Origin of the sequence: Kitasatospora sp. NPDC059577 (genome assembly GCF_042735475.1) — a bacterium.
Taxonomy (GTDB): Bacteria; Actinomycetota; Actinomycetes; order Streptomycetales; family Streptomycetaceae; genus Kitasatospora.
Map to the genome: position 1 here is coordinate 1 of NZ_JBHWBZ010000002.1, position 21452 is coordinate 21452.

Sequence of the window (21452 nt, forward strand, 5' to 3'; positions counted from 1 at the left end):
GGGCCCGGCTCGTGGCTCCGGGGGACCCCGGCCGGAGTTTTACAACCCCGTGGGCGTCGCCGGGGCCGGGGGGTCCCCCGCCCCGGGGCCGGCCCGATCCGGGAGGACGGTCCGGTCGATCGGGGCGGTGAATGCCCGATTCCGCTCTACCGGAGCCCGCGGCCAGCCAATAACCTGCCGCCCATGCCCACCACATCACCGGTGACCGTCGGCCGGGCGGCCGAGACCTCCCTGCTCCGAAGAGCCCTGACCCGCCTTCAGGACGGCGTCGGGTGTTCGGTGTTCCTGGTCGGCGAAGGCGGCATCGGCAAGTCCCGGCTGGTCGACGACTGCGCCGACCGGGCCCTCGCGGCCGGACTGCCGGTGCTGCGCGGGCGCAGCAGCACGACCGGGGCGGACACGCCGTTCCGCCCGCTGGTCGAGGCGCTCTACTCGTGCTTCCACGCTGGCGGGCCGCCCGGGGACCCGGAGCTGATCCCCTACCGGCCGGCCCTGGCCAGGGTGGTTCCCGAGTGGCGGTCCGCGGCGGTGCCCGGCCACGCCGAGAGCGTGGTGGAGCTCGCCGAGGCACTGCTGCGCCTGCTCGCGGTCGTCGGCCGGGTCTCCGACCCCGTGCCGGACGGCGGGTCGGACAGCGGGTCGGACGACAGGTCGGGCGGCGCGTCGGGCGGTGGGCCCGGTCCGGGCTCCGGCCGCGCGCCGGGCTGCGTGCTGGCCCTGGAGGACCTGCACGACGCGGACGCCGAGACCGTCGGCGTGCTGGAGTACCTGGTCGACCACCTCGACCGGGTGCCGGTGCTGCTGGTCGCGACCCTGCGGCCGGAGTCCGGCGACGCGCTGGACCTGGTGCGCGCGGCCGAGCGGCGCCGGGTCGCGTCGGTCGCCTCGCTGCCGCCGCTGACCACCGCCGAGGTCGGAGCGCTGACCGCGGGCTGCCTGGGCGTGCCGGTCGGCGCGGTGCCGCCCGCCCTGGTCGGGTGGCTGGGCGGGCGCAGCGGCGGGAACCCGTACCTGGCCGAGGAGTTGCTGGCCGAGCTGGTCGGCTCGGACACCCTGCGCCAGGACGGCGACCGCTGGCGGGTGACCGGCGACCTCGCCGCGACCGTGCCGGCCAGCGTGGTCCACGGCTGCGGCCACCGTCTCGGCCGACTGGCCACGCCCGTCCGGGAGTTGCTGCTGCTGGCGGCGACCCTCGGTCCCCGGTTCTCCGCCGACACCCTCCAGCTCGTCACCGGCGACGACGACCCGCGCCTGTTCGCCCACCTGCGCGCCGCCGCCGAGGCGGGCTTCATCGCGCCCGACCCCGGCACGCCCGAGGGGTACGGCTTCCGCCACGCCATCGCCGCGCAGGCGGTGCTGGAGAGCGTCGCCCCGGCGGAGCGGGCCGCGCTCGCCCGCCGGGCCGCCGCCGCGCTGCGCAAGGCCGGTCCGCCCTACTCGGTCGACCAGGGTCAGCTGGTCGCCCAGCTGCTCGTCACGGCCGGCGACCACCCCGGTGCGGCGCTGCTCTACGCCGAGGCGGGCCGGCGGGCGCTGGCCGACGGCGCCTCCGCGTCGGCCGTCCGGCTCCTGGAGCGGGCCTCGGAGCTGGCGGCGCCGGCGGACCGGACGGCCGTCACCGAGTCGCTGGGGTACGCGCTGGTCGAGGCCGGCCGGCTGGACCACGCCCTCGCCCTGGCCGACGCCCTGCCGACGGGCTGCGCGGCGGCGCTGAGCCCCGAGCGCGAGGTCGCCCTGCGCACCCGGCTGGCCTGGGCGGCCGTGGTGGCCGAGCGGGGCTCCGACACCGTCGCCCAGGTCGCGGCGGCCCGGGCGCTGCTGGGCGACGGGGCGCCGCCGGAGCAGACCGCCGCGCTGGCCGTGGTCGAGGGCCACCTGGCGCTGCTGCCCGGCCGGCAGGACCGGGTGGACGACGCCGAGCGGATCGCGCGGGAGACGGCCGAGGCGGCGGAGCGCACCGGGCCGCCCGTCCTGGCCTGCCAGGCGCTGCAGCTGCTCGCCCTGCTCGCGCGAGAGCGCGGCTTCGACGCGGCCGACGCGTGCCTGGAGCGGATGCTGGCCGTCGCCGAGACCCACGGCCTGCCCACCTGGCGGTTCGAGGCGCTGCTCCGGCTGGGCGCCAACGCCTTCCTGCGCACCGGCGACGCCCGCCGGCTGGAGCAGGCCGGGGAGGCCGCCCGGGAGCTGGGCTCGATCGCGCGCACCCAGCACACGGAGAGCCTGCTGGCGATGAACGCGGTGCTGCGCGGCGACCCGGTGACGGCCGGGGCGATCGTCGAGCGGTGGCTGGACACCAGCCTGCGAATGGGCAACCTGGCCACCCACCGCTACCTGCGGCTGACCTCGGCGACGCTCGCCGCCCACCGCGGCCGCCGCCGGGAGATGGAGCGCGAGCTGGAGCTGTTCCGGCAGGCCGGCGGCATGGGGTCGGTGCTGACCCCGGTGGCGCTCGGGCTGTGCCGGGCGGTCTGCGCGCTGCTGGAGGAGGACCGGGCGGGCGCCGAGGCCGAACTCGCCGCCACCGCCGAGTGGGAGGCCCGGCACCCGAACGTCTTCTACCTGTCCGGCCGGTACGGCCTGGATCCGCTGCTCGCCGTGCTGGCCGACCGGGCGGGGTGGGAGGAGTACGCGGCCCTGGCCGCCGCCCCGGGTGCGGAACTGGCGTGGAACGGCCGCTTCCTGTGCCTGGCCCGGGCGGTGCTGCTCGGCCGGAGCGGCCGGGGCGAGGAGGCGGCCGCGCTGGTCGAGGACCTCGCGCCGGGCGCCGACCTCTTCCCGACCGCCCACCGGCTGGGCCTGCGGCTGGTCTCCGAGGCCGCGCTGGCCGACGGCTGGGGCGACCCGGTGAGCTGGCTGCGGAGCGCCGAGGAGTACTTCCACGGCCTGGACGTCCCGTCCGTCGCGGGTGCCTGCCGGGCGCTGCTCCGGCAGGCCGGCGCGAGCGTCGGGCAGCGCCGCATCGGACGGGAGCGGATCCCCGCCGCGCTGCGGGAGCGGGGGGTCACCCCGCGCGAGTACGAGGTGCTGGCGCTGCTCGTGGACCGGCCCGGCAACCAGGACCTCGCCCGGCGGCTGTCGATCTCGCCCCGCACGGTGGAGAAGCACCTGGCGAGCCTGGTCCAGAAGACCGGGACGCCGGACCGGGCGGCGCTCTGCCGGCTGGCGGCGGAGCTCGCCCCGGACCGCCGCCGGCCGTGACCGGCGGCGCGCGGCCCGGTGACCGTCGCGCCGCCCCCGGCCCGGTGACCCTCGTACGGCACCGTGACCGCCGCCCCCGGCCCGGCCTGCTCAGCCGTTCTCGCCCGTGCACCACTCCAGGACGGCCCGGGCGCTGTGGTACTTGTTCTCGGCCTGCCGGAAGGCCAGGCTGCGCGGGCCGTCGAGCACCTCGGCGGTGACCTCCTCCCCCCGGTGGGCGGGCAGGTCGTGCAGGAAGACCGGGGCGCGGCTCGCGGCCAGGACGGCGTCGTCGACCCGGAAGGGCTCGAACACCGAGCGCCAGTCCGGGTCGGGCTTGCTGGTGCCGGTGGTCTGCCAGCGGGTGGTGTAGACGACGTCGACCTCGGGCAGGTCGGCCATGTCGTGCCGTTGCTCGACCCGACCGCCCCGGCGGGCGGCCTCGGCGGTCGCCGGTTCCACGTAGCGGGGGTGGACGCCGTAGCCGGGCGGGGTGCGCAGGTGGAGTTCGGTGCCGGGGTAGCGGGACAGGGCGAGGGTCAGCGCGGAGGCGGTGTTGTTGCCCTCGCCCGCGTAGAGCACGCGCAGCCCGTCGACCCGGCCGAAGTGGCCCTGCAGGGTGGTGAGGTCGGCGAGCGCCTGGGTCGGGTGCTCCTCGGCGCTCATCGCGTTGATCACCGCCATCCGCCGCTGGTCGGCCATCGCCCGCATCTCCGCCTCGGGCCCGGACGTCCGGGCGACGAGGACGTCGAGCATCCCGGACAGCACCCGGGCGGTGTCCTCGACGGTCTCGCCGGTGTTCTCCTGGAGGTCGTCGGGGCCGTAGCCGATGATCCGGCCGCCGAGCCTGAGGGCGCCGGCCGAGAAGGCCGTCCTGGTCCTGGTCGAGGTCCTGCGGAAGAGGATGCCGACCACGCGGTCGTGCAGCGGGCGCGCGTCCTCGGCCTTGCCGGCGGCGAACTCGGCGCCCCGGCGGACCAGTTCGTACAGCTCGGCGTCGGTGAGGTCGTCGATCGAGATCAGGTGCCGGCGGCCGGTCGCGGCGCTCATCCGGCCACCACCGCGTCGAGCACGACCGCGAGGCCGCGCTCCAGCCCGGCCCGGTCGATCACCAGCGGCGGGAGCAGCTTCACCACCTCGTCGTGGCGGCCCGCGAGTTCGACGATCAGCCCGTGCTCGAAGCAGTACCGCTGGACGCGCTCCGCCCGCTCGGGGCCGCCGGCCCGTCCGAGGTCGAGGCCGAGCACCATGCCCCGGCCGCGCGCCGTGACGCCGGGCACCTTGGCGGCGACGGTCTCGCCGAACTCGCGCAGCCGCTCGGCGGAGTCGGCCAGCGCGTCGTGGAACTCCGGGCGCTCCCAGTAGTCCCAGGCCGCCGTGGCCGCGACGAAGGCGAGCTGGTTGCCGCGGAAGGTCCCGGTGTGCTCGCCCGGCTCCCAGCAGTCGAGGTCCCGCCGCAGCAGCACCAGGGAGAGCGGCAGGCCGTACCCGCCGATCGACTTGGAGAGGGTGATCAGGTCCGGGACGATGCCGGACGGCTCGAAGGCGAAGAAGGTACCGGTCCGTCCGCAGCCGGACTGGATCTCGTCGGCGATCAGCAGGATCCCGTGCCGGTCCGTCAGTTCCCGCAGCCGGCGCAGCCAGTGCACCGAGGCCGGGTAGACGCCGCCCTCCATCTGGAGCGGCTCGACGATCACGGCCGCCGGGAGGTCCGTTCCGGAGGACGGGTCGGCGAGCAGCCGCTCCAGGTAGTCGATCGAGTCGAACGCGCCGTGCGGGCCGTCCTCGTACGGGACGAAGGTGACGTCCTGGGCGGGGACGCCGCCGGCCCGCCGGGCCCGCCGGCTGCCGGTGACCGCCAGCGAGCCCTGCGACATGCCGTGGAAGCCGCCGGTGAAGGCGACCAGCCCGCGGCGCCCGGTGGCCTTGCGGGCCAGTTTGAGGGCGGCCTCCACCGCGTCGGTACCGGTCGGCCCGGTGAACTGGACCTTGTGGTCGAGGCCGCGCGGGCGCAGCAGCACCTCGTCCATCCGGGCCAGGAACTCCCGCTTGGCGACGGTGAACATGTCCAGGCCGTGGCTGACGCCGTCGGCGGCGAGGTAGGCGGTCAGCCGGTCCTTGACGTGGTCGGGGTTGTGGCCGTAGTTGAGGGCGCCGGCGCCGCAGAAGAAGTCCAGGAAGGCCCGGCCGTCCTCGGCGTACAGCTCCGCGCCCTTGGCCCGTTCGAAGACGACCGGGAACTTCCGGCAGTAGAGCCGGACATCGGCCTCCATGGTCTCGAAGAGCGCGTGGTCGCCGGGGGCCGGAAGCCCTCCGGGCCCGGCTTGCACGGTCCGTTCGACGGTCATTCCTGGTCCTTTCCGACGCGTCGGGGTCCGGCCAGCCTCCCCGTCGGGCGCGCGCCCGCAGTAGAGAAGGACGAGCAGTCCTGCGGGCAGCGGGGCTGCCGGATTCTCGGCCGCTTCTTCCCTGACGCACCCGGCCCGCGCCGGGCGAGTCTTCCTGTCGCGGCGCCGGCAGGACGGCGCCGGCCCTGGAGAGGAGAGCGGAATGGCCGACGAGAGCACCGACCCGCGCACGTACCTGGTGGTCCGCAACGACGAGGAGCAGTACTCGATCTGGCTGGCGGACCGGGAGCTTCCGCTGGGCTGGCACCGCGAGGGCAAGGAGGGCGCCAAGCAGGAGTGCCTGGACCACATCGACAGCGTCTGGACGGACATGCGTCCGCTCAGCCTGCGTCGGCGCATGGAGCAGGAGACCCGGCCGGCATGAGCACCGTGGCTGGCCGCGCCGACGCACCGCTGCCCGACCGGTGCGTGCACGAGTGGTTCGCGGGACGGGTGTCGGGCACGCCGGACGCGACCGCCCTGGAGTTCGCCGACCGGCGGTTGAGCTACGCCGAACTGGACGCCGGGGCGAACCGGTTGGCCCATCTGCTGCGGGCCCGCGGCGTCCGGCCGGACGTGCCGGTCGCGGTGTGCGCCCGGCGCAGCCCGGAGGTGGTGACCGCGCTGCTGGCCGTGCTCAAGGCGGGCGGCCACTACCTGCCGCTGGATCCGGAGTACCCGGCCGAGCGGCTCGCCTTCATGGTCGCCGACTCCGGTGCCCGGCTGCTGCTGGTCGAGCCGGAGCTCGCCGACCGGTTCGCCGCCACCGGCCTGGAGCCGGTGGCGATCGAGCCGCAGTGGTCGGCCGCGGCGGGCCTGCCCACGACGGCTCCCCCGTCGGCGGCCCGACCGGACGACCTGGCCTACGTGATGTACACCTCGGGCTCCACCGGCCGCCCGAAGGGCGTCGCGGTCACCCACCGCAACATCATGCGCCTGGTGCACGAGGCCGACTACGCGGACCTCGACCCGGGGCAGGTGGTGCTGATGCTCGCCCCGCTGTCCTTCGACCTGTCGACCTTCGAGGTGTGGGGCGCGCTGTGCAACGGCGGGCGTCTGGCCGTGCTGCCGCCGGGGACCCCGACGGCGGCGGCGGTCGAGCAGGCGGTGCGCCGGCACGGCGTCACCGTGGCCCTGCTGAGCACCGGCCTGTTCCAGCACGTCGTGCGCACCCGGCCCGGCGCGCTGGCGACGGTGCGCCAGGTGCTGGTGGCCGGGGACGTGGCGCCGCCGGCCGAGGTGCGGATGCTGGTGGAGCAGGGCGTGGAGGTGGTCAACGGCTACGGGCCGACCGAGTGCACCACGTTCTGCTGCGCGCGGCGCGGCGTCACCCTGGACGAGACCCGGGGCAGCATCCCGATCGGCCGGGCGATCACCCGGACCACCACGTACGTGGTGGACGAGGACGGCGTCACGCGGGTGCCGGACGGCGAGCCCGGCGAACTGCTGGTCGGCGGGCCGGGGGTGGCCCGCGGCTACCTCGGGCGCCCGGCGCTCACCGCCGAGCGCTTCGTCCCCGACCCGTACGGGACGGTGCCCGGCGCCCGGCTCTACCGCACCGGGGACCTCGTCACCCGGGACCGGGACGGCGTACTGCACTTCCACGGGCGGCGCGACCAGCAGGTCAAGATCAACGGTCACCGGGTGGAACTCGGCGAGGTCGAGGCCGCGTTGAGCAACCACCCGCAGATCCGGGCGGCCGTGGCCGCGGTACGGCCGACCCCGGCCGGGGACAAGCAGCTGGTCGGCTACGTGGTGTCGGACACGCTCGACCGGCCGGGCCCGCCGCTGCGGGAGTACCTGCGGGAGCGGCTGCCGGAGTACCTCGTCCCGACCGCGTGGGTCCGGCTCGCCGAACTCCCGCTGAACCCCAACGGCAAGGTGGACCGGACCGCGCTCCCCACCCCCGGGGCCGACCCGGCGGACGCCCCGGCCGCCGCCCCGCGCACGCCGGTCGAACAGGCCGTCGTCGAGGTCTGGGCCGACCTGCTCGCGGTCGCCACGATCGGCGTGCACGACGACTTCTTCGAACTCGGCGGGCACTCGCTGCTGGCCACCGAGGTCATCGCCCTGCTCGGCGAGCGCTTCCCCGTCGAGCTGCCGGTGAGCGCGGTGTTCGACGCGCCGACCCCGGCGCTGCTCGCCGAACGGGTGCACCAGGCGCTCGCCGAGCGGGTCGCGCAACTATCCGATGCAGAGGTGGAGTCGATGTTGTCGCAGGTGCGTGAGCCATGAACAGTCCGCTGACCGAACCCTCCCCGGCCGAGCCGACGGGCCCGCCGGGTCCGGGGCACCCGGCAGGTGCGCCGGCCTCGGCGGCACCGGCAGGTGCGCCGGCTTCGGCGGCACCGGCAGGTGCGCCGGCTTCGGCGGCACCGGCAGGTGCGCTGGCTTCGGCCGACGCGGCCGAGCGACGGCGGGCGCTGCTGGACAGCCTGCTGCGCGGATCGGCCCGGCCGGCCGGCTCCCCCGCCACCACCACCGCCGCCTCGGTCTCCGCCGAGGCCGTCATCGCGCGGGTGCCGCGCGACCGGCCGCTCCCGCTGTCCTTCGCCCAGCAGCGGCTGTGGCTGCTGGACCGGCTGCGCCCCGGCACCGCCGAGTACGTGCTACCGGTCGGCTGGGAGCTGCGCGGCCCGCTGGACGTCACGGCGCTGCGCCGGGCGCTGGCCGAGGTGTCGGCCCGCCACGAGGTGCTGCGGACCCGCTACCTGGAGGTCGACGGCGAGCCGCGGCAGCTGCCGCTGGCCGAGGCCGCGCCGGAGTTCGAGCTGCTGGACCTCACCGCACTGCCCGCGGACCACGCGCAGGACCGGCTCGGCGCCCTGGTCGAAGGACTGGCCCGCACACCCTTCGACCTCGCGGTGGGCACACCGATGCGGGCCCGGCTGGTCCGCCTCGGCGACGACCACCACGTCCTGGTCCTGGCCTTCCACCACATCGCCTTCGACGGCTCCTCGACCGCCGTGCTCGCCGACGAACTCGGCGCCCTCTACCCGGCGTTCGCCGAGGGCCGGCCGAGCCCGTCGGCACCCCCGGCGGTGCAGTACGCGGACTGGGCCCACTGGCAGCGGGAGGCCCACGCCGCCTCCGCGACCACCGACCGGCTCGACTACTGGCGGCGGAAGCTGGCCGGGTCCACCGCCCTGGAGCTGCCGGCCGACCTGCCCCGGCCGCCGGTCTTCGACCCGGCCGGCGCGATCCTGCCGTTCACCGTGCCGGCCGCGACGGTGAACGCCCTGACCGCCTGGGGGCGGACCCGCGGCGCGACCCCGTTCGTGCTGCTGCTGGCCGCCTTCAAGCTGCTGCTCGCCCGGCACGCCGGCCGGGACGACGTCACCGTCGGCGCCCCGGCGGCCGGACGCACCCGGCCGGAGACCCGGGACCTGCTCGGCTTCTTCGTCGACACGCTGGTGCTGCGCACCGACCTGTCCGGGGCACCGACCTTCGAGGAGGCCGTCGGCCGCGTCCGGGAGACGGCCCTGGGCGCGTTCGCGCACCAGGACGTGCCGTTCGAGCGGCTGGTCGACGAGCTCGCCGCCGAACGCGACCTCTCCCGCAACCCGCTGTTCCAGGTGATGTTCGTGTACAACGGGGCGGGCGCCGGCACGGAGTTCGGCGGCGCCGGGCTGCGCGCCACCCCGTACGCCACGCCCTGGCACAGCGCCAAGTTCGACCTGACGCTGCACCTCACCGAACAGCCTGACGGCTCGCTGTCCGGCGTGGTCGAGTACGCCACCGCGCTGTTCACCCCGGAGCGTGCGGCGGTCCTGGCCGAGCACTTCACCGCACTGCTGGACGCGGTCACCCGGGACCCGGGGGCGGTCGTGACCGGAGCCGCCCTGTTCTCGCCGGAGGAACGCGCCCGGCTGGAACGGTGGAACGAGACCGACGTGCGCCACCCCGAGGGCGAGGTCCTGCACCGGCTGGTCGACCGGCAGGCCCGGCGCACCCCGACGGCCGTCGCCGTGCGTTTCGAGGACGAGCACCTCGACTACCGCGAACTGTGCTCGCGCGCCGACGCGTTGGCCCGCCGGCTGCGGGCCCTCGGCGTCGGCCCGGAGAGCATCGTCGCCGTCTGCCTGCACCGGGGGCTGGAGCTGCCGGTGGCACTGCTGGCCGTACTCAAGGCCGGCGGCGCCTACCTGCCGCTCGACCCCGGCTACCCCGCCGAGCGGCTGGCCCACATGCTCACGGACTCCGCCGCCCCGGTCGTGCTCACCACCGCCGAGCTGGCCGCCGCGCTGCCGCCGCACCGGGCCCGGGTGCTGCTGCCGGACGGCGGCCGGCCCGGCGATCCCGCGGACGCCCAGGACGGCCCGGACGGCCCGGACGACGCGGACGGCCCGGACGGCACGGACCCCGCGGTGGACCCGCTGCACCCCGCCTACGTCATCTACACCTCCGGCTCCACCGGCCGCCCCAAGGGCGTGGTCACCACCCACCGGGGCATCGTGAACCGGCTGCGCTGGATGCAGGACGCCTACCGCCTCACCGAGGCCGACCGGGTGCTGCAGAAGACCCCGTACAGCTTCGACGTCTCCGTCTGGGAGCTGTTCTGGCCGCTGATCACCGGCGCGACCCTGGTGATGGCCCGGCCGGACGGCCACCGCGACCCGGCGTACCTGGCCCGGACCATCGCCGACCAGGGCGTCACCGCCCTGCACTTCGTGCCCGCGATGCTCCGCGCCTTCCTCGCCACCGTCCCCGCCGACGCCCCGGCCGGCACCCCGGCGAGCGCCGCCGGCACCCCGGAGGCCGCCCCCGGCACCCCCGCCGCCGGGCTGCGGCTCGTCCTGTGCAGCGGCGAGGCCCTGCCCGACGACCTGGCCGAGGCCTGCCACCGCCACGCCGTGACCGGCGGCGCCGAACTCCACAACCTGTACGGCCCGACCGAGGCCGCCATCGACGTCACCGCCGGCCCGTGCCGCCCCGGCGAGCGCGTCACCATCGGCACGGCGATCGCCAACACCCGCGTCCACGTCCTGGACGACGACCTCGCCCCGGTGCCCGTCGACGTCCCCGGCCGGCTGTGCCTGGCCGGCGTCCAGCTCGCCCGCGGCTACCTGAACCGCCCGGCCCTGACGGCCGAACGCTTCGTCCCCGACCCGGACCCGGGCAACCCCGGCGGACGGCTGTACCTGACCGGCGACCTCGCCCGGCGCAACCCCGACGGCACCCTCACCTACCAGGGCCGCGGCGACCACCAGGTGAAGCTGCACGGGCACCGGGTCGAGCTCGGCGAGATCGAGTCCGCGCTGCGCACCCACCCGCTGGTCGCCGACGCCGTCGCCGCGCTGTACGGCCCGCCCGGCGGCCTGCGGCTGGCGGCGCACGTCGTCCCGGCCGACCCCGCCGCCGCCCCGGCCCCCGCCGCGCTGCAGGACCACCTGCGGCGCTCGCTGCCCGAGCACATGGTCCCCACCGCCTGGACCAGCCTGGTCCGGCTGCCCGTGACACCGAACGGCAAGCTCGACCGGGCGGCCCTGCCCGATCCGGTGCCGCAGGCCGCCACCGGGTACGTCCCCCCGCGCACGCCCGTCGAGCAGGTGATCGCCCGGGCGTGGGGCGCGGCCCTGGAACTGGACCGCGTCGGCGTGCACGACACCTTCTTCGACCTCGGCGGCGACTCCATCCGCGCCATCCGCGCCGTCGGCCGGCTGCGCGAGCAGGGCCTCGACGTCTCCGTCCAGGACGTCTTCCGGCACCGGAGCGTGGCCCGGCTCGCCGAGGCCGTCGCCCCGCGCGGCGCGAGCCGCCCGGCCGCCGCCACCGCGCCCTTCGACCTGCTCGACCCGGCCGACCGCGACGCGCTGCCGGACGGCCTGACGGACGCGTACCCGTTGTCCCAGGTGCAGGCCGGGATGGCGTACGAGATGCTGGCCGGCGCGGCCCGGGGCATGTACGTCAACGTCCTGAGCTACCCGGTGCGCGAGGACGACGGGTTCTCCGCCACCGCGCTGCGCGCCGCGGCCGACCTGCTGGCCGCGCGGCACGAGATCCTGCGGACCTCCGTCGACCTGTCCGGCTACGGCGAGCCGCTCCAGCTGGTGCACGCGCAGGCGGGCGTCCCGGTGGCCGTCCACGACCTGCGCGGGCTCACCCCCGAGCGGGTCCGGGCCGAACTGGCCGCCGCCACGACGCGCGAGCAGTCCACCGCCTTCGACCTGGCCGCGCCGCCACTGCTGCGGCTGGTCGCGCACCGGCTGGACGACCGGCAGTGGCGGCTGACCGTCGTCTACGCGCACGCCATCCTCGACGGCTGGAGCCAGAACTCCCTGGTGCCCGAACTGCTCGGCTACTACCGGGCGCTGCGCGACGGCCGCGACCCCGCGCCGCCGGCCCCGCCGGCCACCCGGTTCGCCGACACGATCGCGCTGGAGCGCCACTCCCTGGCGTCGGCCGAGGACCGGGAGTTCTGGCGCGGGCGGGTGGCGCGGCACGCCCCGTGGCGCGTGCCCGAGGGCTGGTCGGCCCCGGAGCGGCACCGCGCCGACGACGCGGACGGCGCCGTCCACCGGGTCGCCCGGGTGGGCTTCGCGGACCTCCTCCCGGGCCTGCGCGCGCTGGCCACCGAGGCCGGGGTCCCGCTGAAGAGCGTGCTGTTCGCCGCCCACCTGACCGTGCTGGGCCTGTTCGGCGGCGGCACCGACGGCCCGGCCGCGTTCACCTCCGGGCTGGTCTGCAACGCCCGCCCCGAGACCGCCGACGGCGACCGGGTGCGCGGCATGTTCCTCAACACCGTGCCGTTCCCGGTGGTCCTGAACGCGGCCGGCTGGCCCGACCTGGCGCGGTCCGTCTTCGCCGAGGAGACCGCGCTCTGGCCGCACCGGCACCACCCGCTGCCCGCGATGCAGCGCGCGTGGGGCCAGGACACGCCGCTGGTGGACGTGTTCTTCAACCACACCGACATGCACGTCCTGGCGGACGAGGGCATCGAGCCGGACGACGTCGAGGACCGGACCCCGAACGAGTTCGGCCTCTCGGTGTCCACCGAGCCCGGCGCACTCGTCCTGGAGGCGGCCGCGGACCGGATCGGCGCCGGGGAGCTGGCGCTGCTCGCCCGGACCTACCGCCACGTGCTGGCCGGGCTGGTGGCCGACCCGACGGCGGATCCGCGGGCCGTCACGCTCCCCCCGGCCGACCGCAGCGCCCTCCTCCCGGCCGGTCCGGCCGTCACCGGGACCCAGGACGGCCCGACGGTCCTCGACCTGTTCCACCGCCAGGCCGACCGCACGCCCGACGCGGTCGCGCTGGTCTGCGGCGCGGAGCGGATCGACTACGCCGGCCTGCGCTCGCGCGCCAACCGGCTGGCCCACCACCTGCGGGCGCTGGGCGTCGGCCCGGGCACCGTGGTCGGCCTGCTCCTGGACCGCGGCCCCGACCTGCTGACGGCCGTACTGGGCGTGCTCGGTTCCGGCGCGGCCTACCTGCCGGTCGACCCCGCGCTGCCCGAGGACCGGATCCGCTACCTGTTCGACGACTGCGCCAGTCCGGTGGTCGTCACCGACACCGCGCGCTCCGCCCGGCTCGCCGGGGACGGCCGGGCCGGCGGCCGCCGGCTGGTGCTGACCGACGCCCACCGGGCGGAGATCGCCGCCCGCCCCGACACCGCGCCCGCGCTCCCCGCCGACCCGGCGGCGCTGGCCTACGTCATCCACACCTCCGGCTCCACCGGCCGGCCCAAGGGCGTCATGGTGACCCACGGCGGCCTCGCGGGCTTCCTGACCGCCATGGCGGACCAGGTGCCGCTGCGGCCCGGCACGGCCGTGGCCGCGCTGACCACGGTCTCCTTCGACCCCTCCGTCCTGGAGCTGTACCTCCCGCTGCTCGCCGGCGCCACCGTGGTGCTGGCCGACACCGAGGAGGCCAGGGACCCGCTGCGGATGGCCGAACTGCTCGACCGGACCGGCCCGGCCGTCGTCCAGGCCACCCCGGTCACCCTGCGGATGCTGCTGGACGGCGGCTGGAGCGCCCCCGCCGGCCTGCTGGTGCTCAGCGGCGGCGAACGGCTCCCGGCCGACCTCCTCGGCCGGCTCACCGCCGGCGGCGCCCGGGTCCGGGACCTCTACGGCCCCACCGAGACCACCGTCTGGGCCACCGTCACCCGGCCGGCGGCGGAGCCCGGCGAACCCCGCTGGTCCGTCCTCGCCAACACCCGGCTGTACGTCCTGGACGGCCGCCTCGAACCGGCCCCGGACGGCGTGGTGGGCGAGATCCACCTGGGCGGCTCGGGCCTGGCCCGGGGCTACCTCGGACGGCCCGGCACCACCGCCGGCGCCTTCGTCCCCGACCCGTACGGCGCCACCCCCGGCGTCCGGATGTACCGCACCGGCGACCTCGGCCGCAGACGACCGGACGGCAGTCTGGAACTCCTCGGCCGGGCCGACCACCAGGTGAAGATCCGCGGCCACCGGATCGAGCCCGGCGAGATCGAGGCGGCGCTGCTCGCCCGCCCGGAGGTGCGGGCGGCGGTGGTCCAGCCGGTGACCCTCCCGACCGGCGAGGTCGAACTGGTCGCCCACCTGGAGCCGGTGCCCGGCACCGTGGTGCCCGAGCACGGCGCGCTGCGCGACCACCTGCTGACGACCCTGCCCGACTACATGGTCCCGGCCGCCTTCGCGGTCCTCGACGCACTGCCCCTGACCCCCTCCGGCAAGGTCGACCGGCGCAACCTCCCGAGCGTCGGACTCGGCTCGGCGGAGAAGGAGTTCGTCGAACCGCGGGACGAGATCGAGCGGGCCGTCGCGGCCGCCTGGCGCGAGATCCTCGGCCACGCCCGGATCGGCGTGCACGACAACTTCTTCACGCTCGGCGGACACTCCGTCCTGGCCACCCGGATCGCCCTGCGCCTGCGCGAGTCGACCGGCCGGGACGTCCCGGTCCGGGCGGTCTTCGACCGCGCCACGGTGGCCGCGCTGGCCGCCGCGCTGCCCGGCTACCCGGAGGCCGCAGCGGTCGCCGCGCTGCCGCTGCTCGGCGCCCGGCGCGCCCGCCGGGGAGGTGCCCGGTGACCGCCACCCGACCCGGGCGGCCCGAGGGGGACGAGCGGGAGGTGGTGGCCGACCAGCCCCTGCACCGCAACCGGGACTTCGTCCTGCTGTGGAGCGGATCGGCGCTGTCGATGCTGGGGTCGACGGCCGCCACGGTCGCCTACCCGCTGCTGGTCCTGGCCCTCACCGGCTCGGCCGCCGACGCGGGGTTCGCCGGTTTCACCGCCCTGCTGCCGCTGCTGCTCTTCCCGGTGCCGGCCGGGGCGCTGGTGGACCGGGTGGACCGCAAGCGCCTGATGATCTGGTGCGACGCCGTCCGGGGGGCCGGCGCGGTCAGCATCGTCCTCGCGCTGGCCCTCGACCGGCTGACCCTGACGCAGATCCTGCTGGTCGGCTTCGTCGAGGGCACCCTGACGGTCTGCCACGAGCTGGCCTCCCACGTCGCCGTGCCGCACCTGGTGCCCGGGCACCGGCTGTCCGAGGCGCTGGCGCGCAACGAGGCCCGCGAACGGGCGGCGATCACCCTCGGCACCCCGCTGGGCGGCGCGCTCTTCGGACTGGCTCGGGCGCTGCCGTTCCTGCTGGACGCGATCAGCTACGCGGTGTCCGTGGTGACGCTCCTGATGATCCGCAAGGACTTCCAGGCCGCACCCGCCGCAACCGCCGGAGTCACCGCACCCGCCGCAGCCGACGGGACCGGGGGGAGCGCCGACACCGCCGGGCAGCAGCCGAAGCCGAAACCGCTCGCCGAACTCGCCGCCGGGTTCGCCTGGCTGTGGCACCAGCCGTTCCTGCGCGTCGCCGCCCTCGCCGTCGCCGGCAGCAACCTGCTCTTCCGGGCCCTGTTCCTGATCGTCGTGGTGCTCGCCGGGGAACGCGGCGCCTCGCCCACCGGGATCGGCGTCCTGCTGGGGGTCGCGGGGGCGGGCGGCGTGCTCGGCTCCACCGCCGCCTCCTGGTGCCGCCGGCACCTGCCGCTGCGGGCCGTGGTGATCGGCGCCAACTGGGCCTGGGCGCTGCTGGCCGTCGGCCTGGTCCTCGCCGGGAACCTCTACCTGACCGGCGCGCTCTACGCGCTGATGTGGTTCGTCGGCCCGATCTGGAACGTCGCCGTCGCCACCCGGCAGCTCTCCACCACCCCGGACCACCTGCAGGGGCGGGTCTCCGGCGCCGGCGGCGTGCTGTCCGGCGGAGCGCTGCCGCTCGGCTCGCTCGCCGGCGGCCTGCTGCTCCAGTGGTACGGCACCGGGACGGCCCTGACGGTGCTCGCCGTCTGGATGGTCCTGCTGGCCTGCGCGGTGACCCTCAGCAAGGCGGTCCGCCAGGCCCCGACCGGGCCCGACGGCCACCCCGCGGCCGACCCGGCCCACCCCACCCGGACGGAACCGCCCACCGCCTAGGGCTGTCCGGCCCAGGGCGTCCGCCGCCCCACCCCGACGCGACCACGAGGAGTCCCACCATGACCCGTACCCCACCGACGTCCCCGCCCCGTCCGCTCGCCGCGCGCCCGGCGGGCGTGCCGGCCGGGGCCCCCGCCGGCGCCGGCCTCGACGCGGGCCCGGGCGTCCGGTGACCGCGCCCCCGTCCGGTGCCGCCGGCGGGATGCCCGCCGGTGTGCTGTCCACCGTCGGCGCCACTCCGCTGGTCGAACTCACCCGGGTCTTCCCGGACAGCGCGTTCCGCACCTACGCGAAGCTGGAGTCGCACAACCCCGGCGGCAGCATCAAGGACCGCGCCGCGCTCAGCATGCTGGTCGACCGGATCCGCTCCGGCACGCTCACCCCCGGCAAGTCCGTGGTGGTGGAGTCGAGTTCCGGCAACCTCGGGATCGGCCTGGCCCAGGTGTGCCGGTACTTCGGACTGCGCTTCGTCTGCGTGGTGGACGCCCGGACCAACCAGCAGAACATCGCCGTGATGCGGGCCCTGGGCGCCGAGGTGGAGGTGGTGACCGAGCCCGACGCGGGCACCGGCGAGTACCTGCCGGTGCGGCTGCGCCGGGTGCGGGAGCTGGTCGCCGGCATCCCGTTCGCGTACTGCCCGGATCAGTACGCCAATCCGCTGAACGCCCGGGCGCATCGGCAGACCATGCGGGAGATCGTCGACGAGCTGAACGGCCGGGTCGACTACCTGGTGTGCGCCGCCAGCTCCTGCGGGACCCTGCGCGGGTGCGCCGAGTACGTGCGCGACCTCGCCCTCCCGACCCGGATCGTGGCCGTGGACGCCATCGGCAGCGTGATCTTCGGCGGGCCCGCCGGGCCCCGGCTGATCCCCGGTCACGGCGCCTCGGTGCGCCCCGCACTGTACGGCGCGGACCTGGCCGACGAGGTGGTGCACGTCGACGACCTGGACTGCCTGGTCGGCTGCCGCCGGCTCGCCCACCGCGAGGCGATCCTGGCCGGCGGGTCCTCCGGCGCGGTGCTCAGCGCCCTGGACCGGCTCCGGCCCCGGATCCCGCCCGGGTCCGTCTGTGCGGTGATCCTGCCCGACCGGGGCGAGCGCTACCTCGACACGATCTACGACGACGACTGGGCGGCCGCGCACTTCGGCGAGGCCGCCGACCTGTGGAAGGAACCCTCCGTGGAGGTGGGAGCATGCTGATCCTGGGCGCACGCGACGTACGACGGGCACTCGACGACCGGGAGCAGGAGGTGCTCGCGGCCGTCCGCGACGCCTACGTCCGGCACGCGCGGGGCGACAGCGCCGTCCCGCACTCGGTGTTCCTGCGCTTCCCCGACGACGAACGCAACCGGATCATCGGCCTGCCCGCCTACCTGGGCGGCGAGCAGCCGGTGGCCGGCATGAAGTGGATCTCCTCCTTCCCGGGCAACCTCGCCCTGGGCCTGGAACGCGCCTCGGCCGCGCTGATCCTCAACTCGATGCGCACCGGGCACCCCGAGGCGCTGATCGAGGCCTCCCTCGTCTCGGCCCGGCGCACCGCCGCGAGCGCGGCGCTGGCCGCCGCCGCCCTCCCCGGCGATCGGCCCGACACCGGGGCCGGGCTGATCGGCTGCGGCGTGATCAACTTCGAGGTGCTCCGCTTCCTGCGGGTCGTCCTGCCGGACCTGGACACCGTCACCCTGTACGACCGGGACCGCGCCCGCGCCGAGGAGTTCGCCGGGCGCTGCGCGCGGGAGCAGCCCGGCCTGAAGACCTCGGTGGTGGACCGGCCCGAGGACGCGCTGGCCGCGCACCCGCTGGTCGCCCTGGCCACCACCGCCGGCACCCCGCACCTGGACACCGCGCCCTGCCGTCCCGGCACGCTGGTCCTGCACGTGTCCCTGCGCGACCTCACGGTGGAGTCGGTGCTGTCCGCCGTCAACGTGGTGGACGACCCGGACCACGTGTGCCGTGCCGCGACCTCGCTGCACCTGGCCGAACAGCGCACCGGCGACCGGGAGTTCATCATCGACACGATCGGCGGCCTGCTCTCCGCCGGCGGCCCGCACCGGCGCGACCCGCGGCGCACCACGGTCTTCTCGCCGTTCGGCCTCGGCATCCTCGACCTCGCGGTGGCCGACCTGGTGCGCCGCCGCGCCGAGGCCGAGGACCTCGGCACCCGGCTCACCGACTTCCTCCCCGGCGGCGCCCCGTGACCGCCCGGTCCGCCGTCCCCGCTCCGGTGGAGCTGCGCCGGTACCTGGCGGACGCGACCGGCCCCGACCGGCCGTACCCGCTGGACCGGTGCGTCCACCAGCTGTTCGAGCGGCAGGCCCGGCGCACCCCCGACGCGGTCGCGCTGGTCTGCGACGGCGTCGAGCTGGACTACGCGGGGCTCAACGCGCGGGCCAACCGGCTGGCCCACCGGCTGCGGGCGGCCGGGGCGGGGCCGGAGTCCCTGGTCGGTGTCCGCCTGGAGCGCGGCACCGACCTGGTGGTGGCCCTCCTCGGGGTCCTCAAGTCCGGTGCCGGGTACGTGCCGCTCGACCCCGAACACCCGCCGCTGCGCACCGCGGCCGTCCTCGCGGAGAGCGGCGCGGCCCTGCTGGTCACCGACGCCGCGGCGGCGGCCGCCGCCGAGCACGCCGGGGTGCGGCCGGTCGTCCCCGACGACGAACCCGGGTGGCCCGCCCACGACCCGGCCCCGGCGGCGGACCCGGACAACCCGGCCTACGCCATCTTCACCTCCGGTTCGACCGGCCGCCCCAAGGGCGTGCTGGTGCCGCACCGGGGGGTGGTCAACCGGCTGCTGTGGATGCGCGACGACTGCGGGCTCACCGGCGGCAGCCGGGTGCTGCAGAAGACGCCCGCGACCTTCGACGTGTCGGTCTGGGAGTTCTTCGGCCCGCTCGCGGTCGGCGCGACGCTCGTCCTGGCCCGCCCCGGTGGGCACCGCGACCCGGCCTACCTGTACGAGGTCCTGACCGGACAGCGGGTCGACACCGTGCACTTCGTCCCCTCGATGCTGCGGGAGTTCCTCGCCGACCTGCGGGCCCGCCGCGACCACGGCGGGCCGCCCGTCCTGCCCGCGCTGCGCCGGATCGTGTGCAGCGGCGAGGCGCTCGGCCCCGACCTCGTCCGCGAGGTGCACCAGCTCCTCGACTGCGAGCTGTTCAACCTGTACGGGCCCACCGAGGCGGCGGTGGACGTCACCGCCGAGCGGTGCCTGCCCGGGGCCCCGGTCACCATCGGCCGGGCGGTCGCCAACACCCGGGCCTACGTGCTCGACCCCGACGGGGTGCCCGCCCCGCCGGGCACCCCGGGCGAACTCTGCCTGGCCGGCGTCCAGCTGGCCCGGGGCTACCTCGGCCGGCCCGGGGCTACCGCCGCCGCCTTCCGGCCCGACCCGCACGGCCCGCCCGGCGCCCGGCTCTACCGCACCGGCGACCTCGCGCGCCGGCGCGTCGACGGCCGGATCGAGTACCTGGGCCGGCTCGACCACCAGGTGAAGATCCGCGGCCTGCGGATCGAACTCGGCGACGTCGAGACCGCGTTGGCCGCCCACCCGCAGGTGCACGCCGCCGTGGTGGCGGCGCACCCGGCCGCCACCGGCGGCAGCCGGCTGGTCGGCTACCTGGTCGGCGCCGTCCCGGACGTGCCCGACCTGCCCGACCTGCGCAAGCACCTCGGCGAGCTGCTCCCCGACTACATGATCCCCACCGCCTGGGTCCGGCTCGCCGAACTCCCGCTCACCGCGAGCGGCAAGACCGACCGCAAGGCGCTGCCCGCCCCGGACGACGGCCGCCCGGAGCTCGCCACCGCCTACCTGGCGCCGCGCACCCCGACCGAACGGACCCTGGTCGGCATCTGGGAGCAGGCCCTCGGCGTGGCCCCGATCGGCGTCCGGGACCGCTTCCTCGACCTCGGCGGCCAGTCACTGATCGCCACCCGGATCTGCTCCCGGCTGCGGGCGCGCACCGGCGCCGCGCCCTCCCCCGCCGACCTGCTCGCCCGCCCCACCGTCGAGGACCTGGCCGCGCTGCTCGACGCGGCCGGCCCGGCCCCCGCACCGCAGGACCTCCGGACCGTCCCGCCGCGCCCGCCCGGACCGGTACCGCTCTCCTCCGAGCAGCACCGGCTCTGGTTCCTCGACCGGCTCACCCCGGGCAGCACCGAGTACACCATGTACGACGCGCACCGGCTGCGCGGCCCGGTCGACCCCGCCGCGCTGCACGAGGCCCTGCGGGCGACCGTCCGCCGGCACGCCGCCCTGCGCACCACCTTCGAGGCCCGCCGCGGGGTGCCCCACCAGGTGGTCCACCCGGACCCGCCGACCGCCCCGGAGGTGGTGGACCTCACCGGCACGCCGCCCGACGGACGCGAGGAGGCGGCCCGCCGCGCCGTCCGGGCGCAGGTGGAGCGGCCGTTCGCCCTGGACCGCGGCCCGCTGCTGCGCCTGGTCCTGCTGACCCTGGAACCGGACCACCACGTCCTGCTCGCCGTGGTCCACCACATCGTCGCCGACGACTGGTCGATGGGCGTGTTCTGGCGCGACCTGTCCGAGGGCTACCGGGCCGCGCGCGCCGGCCGCGCGCCCCGGCTGCCGGCCCTGCCCGTCGACTACCCGGACTACGCGGCCTGGCAGCGCAGCGGGGCCGGCGCGGCCGACCGCACCGAGGACGACCTCGACCACTGGCTGCGTCACCTCCGCGCGCCGCTGCCGGCCCTGGAGCTGCCCGGCGGCCCGCGGCCACCGCTGCGCGGACGGCGGGACGCCGTCGTCGACTTCACCCTGCCCGCCGCGGTCACCACCGCCCTGAACCGGACCGCGGGCGAGGCCGGCGCCACCCCGTTCATGGCCCTGCTCTCCTGCTTCTCGGCGGTGCTCGCCGGGGCCTGCGGAACGGAGGACCTGGTCGTCGCCACCTTCACCGCCAACCGGCCGATGGCCGAACTCGCCGACCTGGTGGGCCTGTTCGTCAACACCCTGGCGCTGCGCACCCCGGTGGGGCGGCGCGAGCCCTTCACCCAGGTGCTCGCCCGCACCAGGGCCACCGCGCTCGCCGCCTACCGCCACCAGGGCCTGCCGTTCGACCGCGTGGTGACGGCGCTGCGGCCGCCGCGCGACCCGAGCCGCAACCCCGTCGCCCAGGCCGGGTTCCAGCTCCTCGGCCCGCTCGCCGGCCGGGTCGACCTCCCCGGGACCACCGCCGAACCGTACGACCACGGCCAGGGCGGCCACCCCTTCGACGTGCTGGTCGACCTGCGCGAGAACGGCGCCGCCCTGGACGGCCGGCTGCACTACCCGCAGGGCCTGCTCGGCGACGCCGCGGCCCGTGACCTGGCCGGCGCGTTCACCGGGTTCGTCGCGGCCGCCGCCGAGCGGCCCGGGCTCCCCGTGGAACGGCTCGGCTGACCCCCGACGGCCGACGGCGGAGTCCGCAGCGTCGGCGCGGCGGCAGAGAAGAACGCGCAGCGGCCCCGGAGAACGCGCTGCCGACAGGGCTGCTCGTTGTTC

The 21452-nt window shown here is 76.6% G+C and carries 10 protein-coding genes; 8 read left to right on the forward strand and 2 right to left on the reverse strand.

Going from position 1 to position 21452, the window contains the following annotated elements; all coding sequences use genetic code 11:
• Positions 1 to 183: 183 nt before the first annotated feature.
• Positions 184 to 3198: an AAA family ATPase gene (locus ACFV0O_RS02720; protein ID WP_380335391.1), complete on the forward strand. Its 3015-nt coding sequence runs from the start codon at positions 184 to 186 to the stop codon at positions 3196 to 3198.
• A gap of 90 nt (positions 3199 to 3288) precedes the next feature.
• Here ACFV0O_RS02720 and ACFV0O_RS02725 read toward each other — a convergent pair whose 3' ends face one another.
• Positions 3289 to 4227, reverse strand: a complete 939-nt coding sequence (locus ACFV0O_RS02725) for an ornithine carbamoyltransferase (protein ID WP_380335394.1) — start codon at positions 4225 to 4227, stop codon at positions 3289 to 3291.
• A complete protein-coding gene (ectB, locus tag ACFV0O_RS02730; RefSeq protein ID WP_380335397.1) occupies positions 4224 to 5525 on the reverse strand; it encodes a diaminobutyrate--2-oxoglutarate transaminase in 1302 nt (433 codons plus the stop codon). The genes ACFV0O_RS02725 and ectB overlap by 4 nt, the downstream gene beginning before the upstream one ends.
• Positions 5526 to 5727: 202 nt before the next feature.
• Between ectB and ACFV0O_RS02735 the strand changes: the two genes are divergently transcribed.
• The 7 genes from ACFV0O_RS02735 to ACFV0O_RS02765 all read left to right on the forward strand — a co-directional run bounded on the left by ACFV0O_RS02735 (position 5728) and on the right by ACFV0O_RS02765 (position 21350).
• Positions 5728 to 5949 carry an MbtH family NRPS accessory protein gene (locus ACFV0O_RS02735; protein ID WP_360263942.1) on the forward strand — a complete coding sequence of 74 codons (222 nt, stop codon included), beginning with the start codon at positions 5728 to 5730 and terminating at the stop codon, positions 5947 to 5949.
• Complete coding sequence (locus ACFV0O_RS02740; RefSeq protein ID WP_380335401.1) at positions 5946 to 7799, forward strand: amino acid adenylation domain-containing protein; 1854 nt, start codon at positions 5946 to 5948, stop codon at positions 7797 to 7799. The genes ACFV0O_RS02735 and ACFV0O_RS02740 overlap by 4 nt, the downstream gene beginning before the upstream one ends.
• A complete protein-coding gene (locus ACFV0O_RS02745) occupies positions 7796 to 14578 on the forward strand; it encodes an amino acid adenylation domain-containing protein (protein WP_380335404.1) in 6783 nt (2260 codons plus the stop codon). The genes ACFV0O_RS02740 and ACFV0O_RS02745 overlap by 4 nt, the downstream gene beginning before the upstream one ends.
• Entirely contained in the window at positions 14575 to 15957 is a 1383-nt protein-coding gene (locus ACFV0O_RS02750) for an MFS transporter (protein WP_380335407.1), read from the forward strand. Before ACFV0O_RS02745 ends, ACFV0O_RS02750 begins: the two co-directional genes overlap by 4 nt.
• A 202-nt stretch (positions 15958 to 16159) precedes the next feature.
• Complete coding sequence (gene sbnA / locus ACFV0O_RS02755) at positions 16160 to 17155, forward strand: 2,3-diaminopropionate biosynthesis protein SbnA (RefSeq protein ID WP_360263967.1); 996 nt, start codon at positions 16160 to 16162, stop codon at positions 17153 to 17155.
• Positions 17149 to 18150 (forward strand): 2,3-diaminopropionate biosynthesis protein SbnB, encoded by a 1002-nt coding sequence (gene sbnB / locus ACFV0O_RS02760; protein WP_380335410.1) that lies wholly within the window; start codon positions 17149 to 17151, stop codon positions 18148 to 18150. Before sbnA ends, sbnB begins: the two co-directional genes overlap by 7 nt.
• Positions 18147 to 21350, forward strand: a complete 3204-nt coding sequence (locus ACFV0O_RS02765) for an amino acid adenylation domain-containing protein (protein WP_380335412.1) — start codon at positions 18147 to 18149, stop codon at positions 21348 to 21350. Before sbnB ends, ACFV0O_RS02765 begins: the two co-directional genes overlap by 4 nt.
• The last annotated feature ends 102 nt before the right edge of the window (positions 21351 to 21452 follow it).

Excerpts from the sequence above, each read along its gene's own strand:
- ACFV0O_RS02745 (WP_380335404.1), top strand. The coding sequence starts at position 7,796 with ATGAACAGTCCGCTGACCGAACCCTCCCCGGCCGAGCCGACGGGCCCG.
- ACFV0O_RS02740 (WP_380335401.1), top strand. The coding sequence starts at position 5,946 with ATGAGCACCGTGGCTGGCCGCGCCGACGCACCGCTGCCCGACCGGTGC.
- ACFV0O_RS02720 (WP_380335391.1), top strand. The coding sequence starts at position 184 with ATGCCCACCACATCACCGGTGACCGTCGGCCGGGCGGCCGAGACCTCC.
- ACFV0O_RS02725 (WP_380335394.1), bottom strand. The coding sequence starts at position 4,227 with ATGAGCGCCGCGACCGGCCGCCGGCACCTGATCTCGATCGACGACCTC.
- ACFV0O_RS02735 (WP_360263942.1), top strand. The coding sequence starts at position 5,728 with ATGGCCGACGAGAGCACCGACCCGCGCACGTACCTGGTGGTCCGCAAC.
- ectB (WP_380335397.1), bottom strand. The coding sequence starts at position 5,525 with ATGACCGTCGAACGGACCGTGCAAGCCGGGCCCGGAGGGCTTCCGGCC.
- sbnB (WP_380335410.1), top strand. The coding sequence starts at position 17,149 with ATGCTGATCCTGGGCGCACGCGACGTACGACGGGCACTCGACGACCGG.
- sbnA (WP_360263967.1), top strand. The coding sequence starts at position 16,160 with ATGCCCGCCGGTGTGCTGTCCACCGTCGGCGCCACTCCGCTGGTCGAA.